At 72.0% G+C, this 14,562-nt stretch carries 10 protein-coding genes and 3 pseudogenes; 11 read left to right on the top strand and 2 right to left on the bottom strand.

Annotated elements, in window-relative coordinates; genetic code table 11:
- Window positions 1-357: 357 nt before the first annotated feature.
- Window positions 358-519 (bottom strand): annotated as a pseudogene (locus tag LJB74_RS02810) (GntR family transcriptional regulator); the annotation flags it as partial.
- Window positions 520-715: 196 nt separating this feature from the next.
- On the opposite strand from LJB74_RS02810, the gene LJB74_RS02805 reads away from it, so the two are divergent.
- The 3 genes from LJB74_RS02805 (at window position 716) to LJB74_RS02795 (ending at window position 4,531) form a co-directional block, all read left to right on the top strand.
- Window positions 716-2,032, top strand: a complete 1,317-nt coding sequence (locus LJB74_RS02805) for an aspartate aminotransferase family protein (protein ID WP_259307099.1) — start codon at window positions 716-718, stop codon at window positions 2,030-2,032.
- A gap of 137 nt (window positions 2,033-2,169) precedes the next feature.
- Window positions 2,170-2,919: an SDR family oxidoreductase gene (locus LJB74_RS02800; protein WP_259307098.1), complete on the top strand. Its 750-nt coding sequence runs from the start codon at window positions 2,170-2,172 to the stop codon at window positions 2,917-2,919.
- Between the two features lie 49 nt (window positions 2,920-2,968).
- Window positions 2,969-4,531 carry a CoA-acylating methylmalonate-semialdehyde dehydrogenase gene (locus LJB74_RS02795; RefSeq protein WP_259307097.1) on the top strand — a complete coding sequence of 521 codons (1,563 nt, stop codon included), beginning with the start codon at window positions 2,969-2,971 and terminating at the stop codon, window positions 4,529-4,531.
- A 188-nt stretch (window positions 4,532-4,719) separates the two neighbouring features.
- Here LJB74_RS02795 and LJB74_RS02790 read toward each other — a convergent pair.
- Window positions 4,720-5,364 (bottom strand): annotated as a pseudogene (locus LJB74_RS02790) (MerR family transcriptional regulator); the annotation flags it as partial.
- Between the two features lie 168 nt (window positions 5,365-5,532).
- Between LJB74_RS02790 and LJB74_RS02785 the strand changes: the two are divergent.
- From LJB74_RS02785 to ndk, 8 genes and pseudogenes are all read left to right on the top strand, one after another.
- The gene (locus LJB74_RS02785) at window positions 5,533-6,039 is read left to right on the top strand and encodes a phosphoribosyltransferase (protein ID WP_259307096.1); all 507 of its coding nucleotides are present in this window, start codon (window positions 5,533-5,535) and stop codon (window positions 6,037-6,039) included.
- A 335-nt stretch (window positions 6,040-6,374) separates the two neighbouring features.
- Window positions 6,375-9,638 carry an isoleucine--tRNA ligase gene (ileS, locus tag LJB74_RS02780; protein WP_396125110.1) on the top strand — a complete coding sequence of 1,088 codons (3,264 nt, stop codon included), beginning with the start codon at window positions 6,375-6,377 and terminating at the stop codon, window positions 9,636-9,638.
- On the top strand, window positions 9,635-11,020 hold the full coding sequence (locus LJB74_RS02775) for a folylpolyglutamate synthase/dihydrofolate synthase family protein (protein ID WP_259307094.1): 1,386 nt from the start codon (window positions 9,635-9,637) through the stop codon (window positions 11,018-11,020). Before ileS ends, LJB74_RS02775 begins: the two co-directional genes overlap by 4 nt.
- A 138-nt stretch (window positions 11,021-11,158) precedes the next feature.
- Complete coding sequence (gene dhaK, locus LJB74_RS02770; protein ID WP_259310261.1) at window positions 11,159-12,154, top strand: dihydroxyacetone kinase subunit DhaK; 996 nt, start codon at window positions 11,159-11,161, stop codon at window positions 12,152-12,154.
- A gap of 37 nt (window positions 12,155-12,191) precedes the next feature.
- Window positions 12,192-12,835: pseudogene (dhaL, locus tag LJB74_RS02765) on the top strand (dihydroxyacetone kinase subunit DhaL).
- The gene (gene dhaM, locus LJB74_RS02760; protein ID WP_259307093.1) at window positions 12,832-13,548 is read left to right on the top strand and encodes a dihydroxyacetone kinase phosphoryl donor subunit DhaM; all 717 of its coding nucleotides are present in this window, start codon (window positions 12,832-12,834) and stop codon (window positions 13,546-13,548) included. The pseudogene dhaL and the gene dhaM overlap by 4 nt, the downstream one beginning before the upstream one ends.
- 279 nt (window positions 13,549-13,827) lie before the next feature.
- Window positions 13,828-14,049 (top strand): DUF4233 domain-containing protein, encoded by a 222-nt coding sequence (locus LJB74_RS20545; protein ID WP_310650795.1) that lies wholly within the window; start codon window positions 13,828-13,830, stop codon window positions 14,047-14,049.
- Between the two features lie 33 nt (window positions 14,050-14,082).
- Window positions 14,083-14,526, top strand: a complete 444-nt coding sequence (gene ndk / locus LJB74_RS02750; RefSeq protein WP_259307092.1) for a nucleoside-diphosphate kinase — start codon at window positions 14,083-14,085, stop codon at window positions 14,524-14,526.
- The last annotated feature ends 36 nt before the right edge of the window (window positions 14,527-14,562 follow it).

Raw genomic sequence — 14,562 nt, 5'->3', positions numbered from 1 at the left:
GACCTGCTCGAGGGTGCGGCTCAGCCCGTCCATGGCGCCGTTGACGACGGTGATCCGCTGGGCCTGGAACGGCCAGGACTCCCTCAGGAGCCTCTCGAGGGGCTCGATCGTCGGGGACGACACGTACGTGGCGGTGTCGGCGGCGTGCGTGCGCGCGGCCACGCGCGCCATGGCGGGGCCGAGCACCGGGAGGAGCGCGGGGTCGGGGGTGCCGGTGGAGAGGTCGAGCCGCGCGGCTCCCGGCCCGCCGGCGAGGTCGCGGTACCGCGGAGGCAGCCAGCTCGCCGGCTCGGGCAGCACGAACGTCCCGGCGCGGCCGCGCGACGTGACGAGACCGAGGGCCGAGAGGGCCTGCCAGGCGCCACTGACGGTCGCCGGGCTCACAGCGAGCCGGGAGGCGAGCTCACGCACGGTCGGCAACCGGTCGCCCGGTCGCAGCTCGCCGGACCGCACGAGGCGCGCCACGGTCGCCGCGATGCCCCGTGGGCTGCGGTCCTCGACGTGGAGGGCTAGGTCCATCGGCCCATGGTGCTGCGTCCCGCGCGGTCGGCCGGCATCGGGGGGCTCGGGACGGCGCGTCGGGCGCAGATGTTTACCTCGTTGACACAGACGTTCTCGGCCACGAAACATAGGGACACGTCACAGAAATGTTCAACACGCAGAGTGACATTTCAAGAGCAGGCATCGCGCCGCAGACCTCGGAGAGGCACAGGACATGACGGCACAGCCGGACGGACAGCTCGCGTACACGCTCGACCGCGAGCACGTCTTCCACTCCTGGTCCGCCCAGGCGACGCTGGACCCCCTGGTGGTCACGACGGCGCACGGCTGCGAGGTGGAGACCGCGGACGGCTCGCGGTACCTCGACTTCTCGAGCCAGCTCGTCAACACGAACATCGGCCACCAGCACCCGCGTGTCGTCGCGGCGATCGTCGAGCAGGCACAGGTCTTGACGACCGTGGCGCCCTCGCACGCGGTGCTGCCGCGCGGGCTCGCCGCCGAGAAGATCCTGTCGCACGCGCCGGCGAGCTTCTCGAAGGTCTTCTTCACCAACGCCGGCGCGGACGCCAACGAGAACGCGATCCGGATGGCGCGCCAGGTGACGGGACGCGACAAGGTGCTCTCGTTCTACCGGTCGTACCACGGGAACACCGGTGCGGCCGTCGTGGCGACGGGCGACTGGCGCCGGATCCCCAACGAGTTCGCGCGCGGTCACGTGCACTTCTTCGGCCCGTACCTGTACCGCAGCGAGTTCTGGGCGAGCACGCCCGAGCAGGAGTCCGAGCGCGCGCTCCGGCACCTCGAGCGGGTGATCCAGTCCGAGGGGCCGGCGTCGATCGCGGCGATCCTCATCGAGACGATCGTCGGGACCGGCGGGATCCTCGTGCCGCCGCCCGGCTACCTCGCGGGGGTCCGTGCGCTCGCGGACCGGTACGACCTCGTCCTGATCCTGGACGAGGTGATGGCCGGGTTCGGCCGGACCGGCCGGTGGTTCGCGTTCGACGCCCACGACGTCGTCCCGGACCTCATCACCTTCGCCAAGGGCGTGAACTCGGGCTACGTCCCGGCGGGCGGTGTGGTCATCTCCGAGCGCATCGCCTCGGCGTTCGACGACAGGGTCTTCCCGGGTGGCCTGACGTACTCGGGTCATCCGCTCGCGATGGCCTCGATCGTCGCGACGATCGAGGCGATGGAGGACGAGCGGATCGTCGAGAACGCGGCGCGGATCGGAGCGGAGGTGATCGCCCCGGGTCTCGCCGAGCTGGCGGTGCGCCACCCGATGATCGGCGACGTGCGCGGTGTCGGGGTCTTCTGGGCCCTCGAGCTGGTGAGCGACCGGGAGGCGAGTACACCGGTGAGCGCCGCGACCATGGGGGCGGTGAAGCGCGAGCTGATGGCACGCGAGCTGCTGCCCTTCCTCGCAGACAACCGCATCCACGTGGTCCCGCCGTGCATCGTGACCGACGACGAGGTGGCACGCGCCCTCGCGATCTACGACGCGGCCCTGACCGCGGTCGAGTCCGCCACCTGACCCCCCACCCCACCCCGTCGAGTGGAGCGTTCTGCCGCGACACGCCCGCGTGTCGCGTGCAGAACGCTCCACTCGACGAAGGGGTGGGGGCGGGGGAACGTGAGTCCATGAGCATGTCAACTGAACGGGAGCCCGTCATGACCAGCACCACGCCGCGCGCCGTCGTCACCGGAGCGTCGAGCGGGATCGGGGCGGCGACCGTCCGCCGCCTGCGACACGACGGCTGGGACGTCGTCGCCGTGGCGCGCCGGGCCGACCGACTCGCCGCGCTCGCGGCCGAGACCGGTGCCGAGGCGTTTCCCGCCGACCTCACCGTCGACGAGGACGTCGCCCGGCTCGCGGCGCACGTCGAGGCCACCGGTGGGCTGACCGCCCTGGTCAACAACGCCGGCGGGGCGTTCGGCCTCGATCCCGTCGAGACGTCCTCGATCGACGACTGGCGCCGCATGTACGAGGTCAACGTGCTCGGCACGCTGCGGGTGACCCAGGCCCTCCTGCCGGCGTTGCGGGCGGGTGGCGGCGGGGACGTGCTCGTGGTCACGTCGACAGCGGCCGACGGCGCCTACGAGGGCGGCGCGGGGTACACCGGGGTGAAGCACGCCGAGCGGATGCTCGCGACGACGCTCCGCTGGGAGATCGTCGGCGAGCCGATCCGGGTGATCCAGATCGCTCCCGGCGCCGTCGCGACCGAGGAGTTCGCCCTCGTCCGGTTCGGCGGCGACGCCGAGCGGGCGGCCAAGGTCTACGAGGGCTACCAGCCGCTCGTGGCCGACGACGTCGCCGACACGATCGCGTGGGCGCTCAGCCGGCCGCCGCACGTCAACATCGACCTGCTCGTGGTCCGACCACGCGCGCAGGCAAGCAACACCAAGACGGCGCGGGAATAGGGCCGCGTCGTCAGCACTGCCGCATTCCTCCTGGACGAAGGCGACCATCATGAGTGTGCCGACCACCTCCACCACCACGTCGACGGCCGTCAGGGACGGCACCCGGACGCTCGTGCCGCACTGGATCGGGGGCCGCGCGGTCGCGGCGCCGGACGGTGCCCCCACGGCGCCGGTGACGAACCCGGCGACCGGTCGCGTGACCGTCGAGGTCCCCCTCGGCGGCGCGGACGAGGTCGATGCCGCCGTCGCGGCCGCGCGCGCCGCGTTCCCCGCCTGGCGGGACCTGGCGCTGAGCCGGCGGACCGCGATCCTCTTCGCGTTCCGTGAGCTGCTCAACGCGCGGAAGGACGAGCTCGCCGCGATCGTCACCTCCGAGCACGGCAAGGTGCTCTCGGACGCGCTCGGAGAGGTCAGCCGCGGCCTCGAGGTGGTCGAGTTCGCCTGCGGGATCCCGCACCTGCTCAAGGGAGGGTTCACGGAGAACGCGTCCACCCGGGTGGACGTCTACTCGATCCGTCAGCCGCTCGGCGTCGTCGGCATCATCAGCCCGTTCAACTTCCCGGCGATGGTCCCGATGTGGTTCTTCCCGGTCGCGATCGCGGCGGGCAACACGGTCGTGCTCAAGCCGAGCGAGAAGGACCCGTCGACGGCGATCTGGCTCGCCGAGCTGTGGCGTGAGGCGGGCCTGCCCGACGGCGTGTTCAACGTGGTCCACGGCGCCAAGGAGTCGGTCGACGCGCTCCTGGTGCACCCGGACGTCGCGTCGGTCTCGTTCGTCGGCTCGACGCCGATCGCACGCTACGTGTACGAGACCGGCACGGCCCACGGCAAGCGCGTCCAGGCCCTCGGCGGCGCGAAGAACCACATGCTGGTCCTTCCCGACGCAGATCTCGACCTGGCCGCCGACGCCGCCGTCAACGCCGGCTTCGGCTCGGCGGGGGAGCGGTGCATGGCGATCTCCGTCCTCGTGGCGGTCGAGCCCGTCGCCGACGAGCTCGTCGCGAAGATCACCGACCGGATGTCGCGGCTCCGGACCGGGGACGGCGCCGTGCTGCGCGACGGCGTGGGCGCCGACATGGGGCCGCTCGTGACCGAGGCGCATCGCGACAAGGTCGCGGGATTCGTCGCGGCCGGCGTCGCCGAGGGTGCCGAGCTCGTCGTGGACGGCCGCGGCATCGAGGTCGACGGGGAGGCCGGCGGGTTCTGGCTCGGCCCGACCCTGTTCGACCGCGTCACGCCGGAGATGTCGATCTACACCGAGGAGATCTTCGGCCCGGTGCTGTCGGTCGTGCGGGTCGAGTCGTACGACGACGGGCTCGCGCTGATCAACGCGAACCGGTACGGCAACGGGACGGCGATCTTCACGAACGACGGCGGTGCGGCGCGCCGGTTCCAGAACGAGGTCCAGGTCGGCATGGTCGGGGTCAACGTGCCGATCCCGGTGCCGATGGCGTACTACTCCTTCGGCGGCTGGAAGTCGTCGTTGTTCGGCGACTCGCACGCGCACGGCCTCGAGGGCGTGCAGTTCTTCACGCGCGGCAAGGTCGTCACGTCGCGCTGGCTCGACCCGAGCCACGGTGGCATCAACCTCGGGTTCCCGCAGAACGGCTGACCGGGCGCCCGTCGGGTCGGGACCGCTCCACGGGCGGGCAGGTGCTCTCGGGCACCGGCCCGCCCGCGGCGCGTCACAGGGTGCGGTCGGCGAACACCCGCAGCGCGTCCCGCACGAGCACGGCATTCGCCTCGCCCCCCGTAGGTCGCGGCGAAGCGCGGATCGGCGACGTACATCTCGCCCAGTCCGATGACGTACTCCTTCAGCGGGTGCCCGGTGCCGTCCCCCGGGGTGCCCGGGATGCCCGCGAGCCAGTCGCAGTGCCGCCGCGCGAGCTCCTGGGCGACCTCCGAGTCGGGAGCGACCCCGGCCTCTGCGGCGGCGAGCCAGCCCGCCCCGAGCTCGGCGAGCTGCTGCCTCCAGTCGTCGCGGGCGTCCACCGACAGCTCCTTCCACCAGGCGTCGGACGCGGCGTACGCGGCCGGCCCCCAGCGCCGCTCGACCTCGTCCTGGTGCTGCGTGTGGTCGAACCCGTCGAACATGGTCTCGGCCATGAGGGGGTCTCCGTTCTCCAGTGTCGTGATCGTCCAGGTGACGGATGCCACCTGACGGGCGAGGCGCCGTTGCTCGTCGCGCAGTCGTGCCAGGTGCTCGCGCAGCGCGGCGACCGGGTCCTGCTCGCTGTCGAGCACGCGTCGCACGTCGGCGAGCCCGAGCCCGAGGTCGCGCAGCAGGAGGGCTCGCTGCAGCCGGACGAGCGCGTCGTCGTCGTAGTACCGGTAACCGGTTCGGGCGACCCGGCTCGGACGGACCAGCCCGATCGCGTCGTAGTGCCGGAGCGTGCGGCTCGTGGTCCCGGTCAGGCGCGCGACGTCGTGGATCGTGCGTTCCACCTGGAGCCTCCGATCGGGGTTGAGCGCAGCGCAGGACGGCGACGGCAGGACGTCGCGCCATGACCGCACATCGCCGGGAAGCGACGCGACTCCGACGCTAGAGGTTGACGCCGCGTCAAGGTCAAGAGGACGGGCCGGCCGCGCCTGGTGAGCCCCTACGCTGGAACCATGACGACGAGTGAGGCCGCGCCGGGTCAGCCCGTCCCGACCGAGCGGGAGATCCTCGGCTGGCAGGAGTTCGGTGACGCGACGCGTGAGCTGGCGCGGGCGGTCCTGGCGTCGGGGTTCGTGCCCGACGTCGTCGTCGCGGTCGCACGCGGCGGACTCCTCCCGGCGGCGGCGATCGCCTACGCGCTCGACGTCAAGGTCATGGGCACGCTGAACGTGGAGTTCTACACCGGCATCGACAGCCGCCTCGCCGACCCCGTCGTGCTGCCGCCGTTGCTGGACACCGACGCGCTCGTGGGCAGGCGGGCGCTGGTCGTCGACGACGTCGCGGACACCGGTGAGACCCTCGCCCTCGTGCTGCGACTGGTCGCCGCGCACTGCGCGGAGGCGCGCTCGGCGGTGCTCTACGCCAAGCCCCGGTCGATCATCGACCCCGATCTCGTGTGGCGTCGCACCGGTCGGTGGATCACGTTCCCCTGGTCGGCGCAGCCGCCCGTCACGATCTGACACGTCGGACGAGCCGGGTGTCGCTGGCCGTCGACGCGGTCGCGCGGTGACGCCGCGCGTCAGGCGTGCGCGTGCGTCGTCCCCACCGGGTGATCCCCTACGATGGACGCACAGGCGACGACCCGGCCATCACCGGTGAGCCTCCGGAAGAACAGGCCGAGCCATGGCGCGGCCCCAGTAGAACCGGACGGGGCAGGCCCGTCACAGCCGTCGACGAGAGGCCGACCTCGCGTTCCCGATCCGGGCACGGGTGCGTCGGCAAGCGGGGTGGTACCGCGGTGGTGACCGTGGCGGCCGGGTGGCCGTCCGGCGACCGTCGTCCTCGCAGCCCAGAGATGCGACGGTACGAACGACCCCAGGAGCCCGACGTGGCCTATCCCTTGCACCGCGACACCGACGGCGTGACCCCGTCGCCGGACCTGCCCGCCCTCGAGCGCGAGGTCCTGGCGTACTGGGCGCAGGACGCGACGTTCCAGGCCTCGGTGGACCTGCGACCTGCCGGCGCCGACGGCGACAACGAGTTCGTCTTCTACGACGGCCCGCCGTTCGCCAACGGTCTGCCGCACTACGGCCACCTGCTGACCGGCTACGCGAAGGACATCGTCGGCCGGTACCGGACGCAACGGGGCCGGCGCGTCGAGCGACGCTTCGGCTGGGACACGCACGGGCTGCCGGCCGAGCTCGAGGCCGAGCGGATCCTCGGGATCACCGACAAGTCGCAGATCGACGAGATGGGGATCGCCGCGTTCAACGACGCGTGCCGCACCTCGGTCCTCAAGTACACGGTCGAGTGGCAGGACTACGTCACCCGCCAGGCCCGCTGGGTGGACTTCGATCACGACTACAAGACGCTCGACCTCACCTACATGGAGTCGGTGATCTGGGCGTTCAAGCAGCTCCACGACAAGGGGCTCGCCTACGAGGGCTACCGCGTCCTGCCGTACTGCTGGCGCGACGAGACGCCGCTGTCGAACCACGAGCTCGGCATGGACGCCGACGTCTACCAGTCCCGGCAGGACCCCGCGGTGACTGTCGGCGTCCGGCTCGAGACCGGCGAGCTCGCCCTGGTCTGGACGACGACGCCGTGGACCCTGCCGTCCAACCTCGCGGTCGCGGTGGGCCCGGAGATCGACTACGTCGTCGTCGTCCCGGCGGAGGGCGCGCTCGCGGGGGACCGCGTCCTGATCGCCGCCTCCCGGCTCGCGTCGTACGCGCGCGAGCTCGGTGAGTCCCCGGAGGTCGTCGCGCGGCTGTCGGGTGCCGACCTCGTCGGTCGGTCGTACACGCCGATCTTCAGCTACTTCGCCGGCCGTCCGCACGTGCACCAGGTGCTTGCCGCCGACTACGTGACCACGGAGGACGGCACCGGGCTCGTGCACCTCGCGCCGGCGTTCGGCGAGGACGACATGCTCGCGTGCGACGCCGCCGGGATCACCCCGGTGGTCCCGGTCGACTCCAAGGGCCGCTTCACGTCCGAGGTCCCGGACTACGCCGGTCTGCAGGTGTTCGACGCGAACCCGAAGGTGATCGCCGACCTCAAGGCGGGCACGGGCGACCTGGCGGGCGTCGACGTCGCCCACCGGGCGGTCCTCGTCCGGCACGAGACCTACCAGCACTCCTACCCGCACTGCTGGCGGTGCCGGAACCCGTTGATCTACAAGGCCGTGTCCAGCTGGTTCGTCCGGGTCACCGCGTTCCGCGACCGGATGGTCGAGCTGAACCAGGAGATCACCTGGGTGCCCGAGCACATCAAGGACGGCCAGTTCGGCAAGTGGCTCGCCGGTGCACGCGACTGGTCGATCTCGCGCAACCGCTACTGGGGGACGCCGATCCCGGTGTGGCGCAGCGACGATCCCGCATACCCGCGCGTCGACGTCTACGGCTCGCTCGCCGAGCTCGAGGCCGACTTCGGCGTCGAGGTGACCGACCTGCACCGGCCGTTCATCGACGACCTGACGAGGCCGAACCCGGACGACCCGACGGGCCGCTCGACGATGCGCCGGATCCCGGACGTCCTCGACGTCTGGTTCGACTCCGGTTCGATGCCGTTCGCGCAGGTGCACTACCCGTTCGAGAACGCGGACTGGTTCGAGCACCACTACCCGGGTGACTTCATCACCGAGTACATCGGCCAGACACGCGGCTGGTTCTACCTGCTGCACGTGCTCGCGACCGCGTTGTTCGACCGGCCCGCGTTCCGGACGTCGGTGTCGCACGGGATCGTGCTCGGCTCGGACGGCCGCAAGATGAGCAAGTCGCTGCGCAACTACCCGGCGGTGACCGAGGTGTTCGACCGTGACGGCTCCGACGCGATGCGCTGGTTCCTCATGGCGTCGCCGATCCTCCGGGGCGGGAACCTCGTCGTCACGGAGGAGGGGATCCGGGCCGAGGTGCGCCAGGTCCTGCTCCCGCTGTGGAGCACGTGGTACTTCTTCACGCTCTACGCCGGGGCGGCCGACGGTGGCGCCGGGTACACCGCACGACCGATGACCGTCGACCGCGTGGACGGCCTGGCCCCGATGGACAGGTACCTCCTGGCCCGGACGGGCGACCTGGTCCGCACGGTGACCGAGCAGCTGGACACGTACGACGTGCCCGGCGCGTGCGACACGGTCCGTGCGCACCTCGATGTGCTCACGAACTGGTACGTGCGCACGCAGCGCGATCGGTTCTGGGCGGAGGACCACGACGCCTTCGACACGCTGTGGACCGCCCTCGAGGCGTTGACGCGCGTGATGGCTCCGCTGGCTCCGCTGATCTCGGAGGAGATCTGGCGGGGGCTGACGGGAGCCCGCAGTGTGCACCTGACCGACTGGCCGGCGATCGGCGCGGGGGAGCCGGACGTCGTGCTCGCGGGCGACCACGACCTCGTCGTGGCGATGGACCGGGTCCGCGAGATCGTCTCGGTCGCCCTGGGCCTCCGCAAGGCGAACGCGCTGCGCGTGCGTCAGCCGCTGCGTGCGCTCTCGGTCGCGAGCGACGACCCTGCGGCGATCGAGCCGTACCGCGCGCTGATCGCGGCCGAGCTCAACGTCAAGACGGTCGAGCTCGTGGCGCTCGCCGACGGGGCGGCCGAACGGTTCGGCGTGACGTCGCGGCTCGCGGTCAACGCCCGCGCCGTCGGCCCCCGGCTCGGCAAGCGGGTGCAGGACGTCATCCGGGCGGCGAAGGCGGGGGAGTGGTCCTCGACCCCGCAGGGTGCCGTGGTCGTGCGGACCGCGGACGGCGAGGTGTCGCTGCAGGAGGGCGAGTTCGAGCTCACGACGGTCATCGACACCGGTGCCGACGCGGGGCAGGACGTCGCCGCGGCGGTGCTGACCGACTCCGGCTTCGTGGTGCTCGACCTCGCGATCGACGACGCGCTGCGTGCCGAGGGGTACGCGCGGGACGCCGTCCGCGTCGTGCAGGACGCCCGCAAGGCTGCGGACCTGCACGTCAGCGACCGGGTCCGGCTCCGGCTCGAGGTCCCGGGGGACTGGGTCGCGGCGATGGAGGAGCACCGCGACCTGATCGCCCGCGAGACCCTCGCCGACGAGGTCGTGGTAGTCGGCGCCGACGTCGACGCACCGACCGCCGAGGTCGAGCGGGTGCAGGCATGAGCCCCGACGAGCGACGTCGCGGCCCGCGCCCGTCCGGCGGCACGGACGACGCACGATCCGCCGCGCGCGAGGTCTACGCGGGCATCCTCGACCGTGCCCCGGAGCACGACTTCGCCCCGACCCTCGACCGGGTGCGTGCGGTGTGCGAGCTGCTCGGCGACCCGCAGCACGCGTTCCGGGTCGTGCACCTGACCGGCACCAACGGCAAGACCTCGACCTCGCGGATGGTCGAGCGGCTGATCCGTGAGCACGGGCTGCGCACCGGCCGGTTCACGAGCCCGCACCTGACGAGCCCGACCGAGCGGATCGCCATCGACGGTGAGCCGATCAGCGACGAGCGGTTCGTCGAGGTGTGGCAGGAGGTCGCACCGTACGTGCACCTCGTCGACACGCGGTCGCTCGCCGAGGGAGGACCGCGGATGAGCTTCTTCGAGGTCCTCACGGTGATGGCGTTCGCGGCGTTCGCGGACGCGCCGGTCGACGTCGCGATCCTCGAGGTCGGGATGGGGGGCGACTGGGACGCGACGAACGTCGCGGACGGGGACGTCGCCGTGATCTCGCAGATCGCGTACGACCACGAGCGTTGGCTCGGTCACGAGCTGACCGAGATCGCCGGGACCAAGGCCGGGATCATCAAGGACGGCGCGACGGTCATCCTCGCGGACCAGACCCACGAGGTCGAGGGCGTCATCCTCGCGGCGGCGGCGACCCACGGGGCCCGCGTCGTGCGCGAGGGGGTCGACGTCGCGGTGTCGTCGCGGCACGTCGCGGTCGGTGGTCAGCTGCTCTCGTTGCAGGGGCTCGGGGGTCTGTACACAGAGGTGTTCGTCCCGTTGTACGGCGAGCACCAGGCCCACAACGCGCTTCTGGCACTCGTCGCGTGCGAGGTCCTGCTGAACCAGGGCGCGGCGCTCGACGGCGACGTGGTCGGTGCCGCGTTCGCCGACGTGACGTCGCCGGGTCGGCTCGAGGTGGTGCGCACGAGCCCGACGATCCTCGTGGATGCGGCGCACAACCCGGCCGGGGTCGCTGCCCTCGTCGCCGCGGTCGAGGAGGCGTTCGAGTTCACCCGGCTCGTCGCCGTCGTCGGTGTCCTCGCGGACAAGGATGCCGTCGGGATCCTCGCCGGGCTGGAACCGCTCGTGGCCGAGGTCGTCGTGACGATGTCGAGCTCGGAGCGGTCGATGCCGGTCGAGGAGCTCGCCGAGGTGGCCTACGACGTCTTCGGCGAGGACCGCGTGCACGTCGCCGAGCGGCTCGACGCGGCGATCGACGTCGCGGTCGGACGTGCCGAGAGCGAGGAGCAGTACGGGGCGGGGATCATCGTGACGGGGTCGATCACGATGGTCGCGGACGCGCGGATCCTGCTCGGGCGCGGGTGACCGGACAGACCTGCACAAATGTGCACAGCCGCTGAACCTTCTCCCCTTGACGCGCGCGAATGCCCAGGTCAGTGTGGATGACGAGCTGCGGCACCCTGGTGCAGCCCTGATCACACCGTCGTGCAGAAGGGAATCTCCGTGAAGAAGCTCATCAACGACCCCGAGTCCGTCGTCGCCGAGTCGGTCGAAGGGTTCGGTCTTGCCCACGCAGACGTCGTCGAGGTCCACACCGACCCGCTGTACGTGCTCCGCGCAGGTGGAGCGGTGACCGGGAAGGTCGGGCTCGTGTCCGGGGGCGGCAGCGGTCACGAGCCCCTGCACGCCGGGTTCGTCGGCCACGGCATGCTCGACGCCGCCGTCCCGGGTGCGGTGTTCACCTCCCCCACGCCTGACCAGATCGCCCCCGCGCTCATCGCCGCAGACGGTGGCGTCGGGGTCGTGGCGATCGTGAAGAACTACACGGGCGACGTCCTCAACTTCGAGACCGCCGCCGAGCTGGCCGACGCCGAGGGCACGCAGGTGCGTTCGGTGATCGTCAACGACGACGTCGCCGTCGAGGACTCGCTGTACACGGCCGGTCGACGAGGCGTCGCCGGTACCGTCGCGGTCGAGAAGATCGCCGGCGCGGCTGCCGCGCGCGGTGCCGACCTGGACGCCGTGGTCGCGGTCGCGGAGAAGGTCATCGCGAACGTGCGGACCATGGGCGTCGCGCTCAGCGCCTGCACCGTCCCGCACGCCGGGAGGCCGAGCTTCGACCTCACGGACGAGGAGATCGAGATCGGCATCGGCATCCACGGCGAGCCCGGACGGCACCGGATCCCCGCCGCGCCGGCCGACGCGATCACCGAGATGCTCCTGACCCCGGTGGCCGACGACCTCGGCCTCGCGAGCGGCGAGAAGGTCCTGCTGCTCGTCAACGGGATGGGCGGCACGCCCGCGTCCGAGCTGTACATCGTCTACCGCCAGGCGCGGCGGCTCCTCGAGGCCCGAGGCGTCGAGGTGAGCCGGTCGTTGGTCGGCAACTACGTGACGTCGCTCGAGATGCAGGGCTGCTCGGTCACGGTGCTGCGGCTCGACGACGAACTCACCACGTTGTGGGACGCTCCGGTGCACACCGCCGCTCTACGGTGGTGACCGACAGTTCCATGAGTCCCGAGCAAGGAGAGTTCGCATGACGCTAGGACCCGACTGGGCTCTTGACTGGACCCGCCTGACCGCGCAGGTGATGACGGAGCATCGGGCCGAGCTCATCGAGCTCGACAGGCAGATCGGCGACGGCGACCACGGCGAGAACATGTACCGCGGGTTCTCGGCCGTGGTCGCCAAGCTCGACGCCCTGACGGAGCCGCCGGCCACGGTCGGCGATGTCCTCAAGCTCGTCGCGACCACCCTCATGTCCACGGTCGGCGGCGCCGCCGGGCCCTCTACGGCACGGCGTACCTGCGTGCCGCGAAGGTGACCATGGTCGACGACCTCGACGGCGCCGGGCTGGTCGCGATGCTCGAGGCGGGTCTCGAGGGGATCGTCGTGCGGGGCAAGGCGAACCCGGGCGAGAAGACCATGGTGGACGCCTGGACGCCGGCCGTCGCCGCAGCGGTCGCGGCCGCGGCGGACGGTGCCGGTCCGTCCGGGGTCCTCGCAGCCGCGGCGACCGCAGCCGAGCAGGGCGCCAAGGACACGAAGGACCTGCTGGCGACGAAGGGGCGCGCGAGCTACCTGGGCGAGCGCAGCATCGGTCACATCGATCCGGGCGCGACGTCGAGCGCCCTGGTGATGCGGGCCGCGGCCGACACCGCCGCGAGGGTGGCCGGGTGAGTGCACCGGTGCCCGTCGCGCTGATCCTCGTCTCGCACTCGCGCGACCTGGCCCGCGGCACCGCCGCGCTGGCGGGGCAGATGGCACCAGGGGTCCTGATCGTGCCGGCCGGCGGGACGCCCGACGGTCTCGGGACGAGCTTCGACCTCGTCTCCGAGTCGCTGGTCGAGGCGACGGGCGACGGGAGGGCGGCCGTCGTGCTGACGGACCTCGGCTCGGCGGTGCTGACCACCGAGGCCGTCCTCGACTTCGCGGACGAGGACGTCGTCGAACGTGTCCGGCTCGCCGATGCACCGTTCGTGGAGGGCGCCGTGGCGGCTGCGGTGGCCGCCGCCGGTGGTGCCGGTCTCGACGAGGTCGTGGCCGCGGCGCAGGACGCCGGCACGGCGTTCGGCCACGGTGCGACGCACGGTGCGGAGGGCAGCGGTGCAGCGGACGGCAGCGCGGCAGCGTCCGACGGCGTCGTCCGTGAGGTCGTGCTCCGCAACCCCCTCGGCCTGCACGCGCGGCCGGCAGCCGAGCTCGCGCGGATGGTCAGTGGTTTCGACGCCACCGTCACGATCGGCGGGGTGAACGCCGTGAGCGTGCTCGAGCTCATGAAGCTCGGGGCGACAGGCGGCCAGCGCCTCGTCGTCCACGCGGTGGGACCCGAGGCCGCCGCCGCTGTGGAGGCCGTGTCCCGTGCCGTCGACGGGGGATTCGGCGAGGCCTGAGCGCTGGGTGACGGACGCGACGTGCCGCCGGGAGGTGGGCCGTCACCGACTACCCTGGCGCCATGACGACGCCTCCTGCTGACAACGTGGCCGACAACCGGTCCGTGCACCCGGGCGCGGGCACCCGGGTGGTCCGCAAGCGACCCGCGATGGTGCAGTTCACGCAGACGATCCTGATCCTCGAGGCATTCGTGGTGCTGTTCGCGACCCTGGTCGCGTACGGCCTGCGGGTCGCCCCGTCGGCCACGGTGTGGACCGTGGGGGGGGACCCTCACGGTGGTGCTCGTGCTGCTGTCCGGGGTCGTGGGCCGACCTGGTGGGTACGTCGCAGGGAGCGTCGTGCAGGTCGCCGTGCTGGCAGGTGGGGTCGCTGTCACCGCGATGTTCGCGATCGGTGGTCTGTTCGTGGTGCTGTGGGTCGTGGCGTTGCGGCTCGGCGGCCGGATCGACCGCGAGCGGGCCGCGTGGGACGCCGCGCACCCGGGTCAGGTGAGCGCGTGAGGGGCCACGGCCGCGACCGCTAGGGTGTCCGCCATGACCGACACGACCGGCGCACCGCGGACCGAACGCACCCTCATCCTCGTCAAGCCCGACGGTGTCCGACGGGGGGTGTCGGGCGAGATCCTTCGACGCGTCGAGGCGAAGGGCTACCGGCTGACCGCCGTCGAGCTGAGGACGGCCGACGACGCGCTGCTCGCCGCCCACTACGCGGAGCACGTCGGCAAGCCGTTCTACGCCCCGCTCGTCGAGTTCATGGCGTCCGGCCCGGTCCTCGCGGTGGTCGCCGAGGGAGAACGGGTCATCGAGGGCTTCCGGTCGCTCGCGGGCACGACCGACCCGACGTCCGCGGCGCCCGGCACGATCCGCGGCGACCTCGGGCGGGACTGGGGTCTTGCGGTGCAGCAGAACCTCGTGCACGGCTCCGACTCCGTGGAGTCCGCGGAGCGCGAGATCGCGCTCTGGTTCCCGGCTCTCTGAGCGGTCGGCCGGTCCGACCACGCGCGCGCCCGCCCC

Origin of the sequence: Cellulomonas sp. P24, assembly GCF_024704385.1 — a bacterium.
Lineage (GTDB): Bacteria > Actinomycetota > Actinomycetes > Actinomycetales > Cellulomonadaceae > JAJDFX01.
This window is presented reverse-complemented; position numbering and strand designations above follow the sequence as displayed.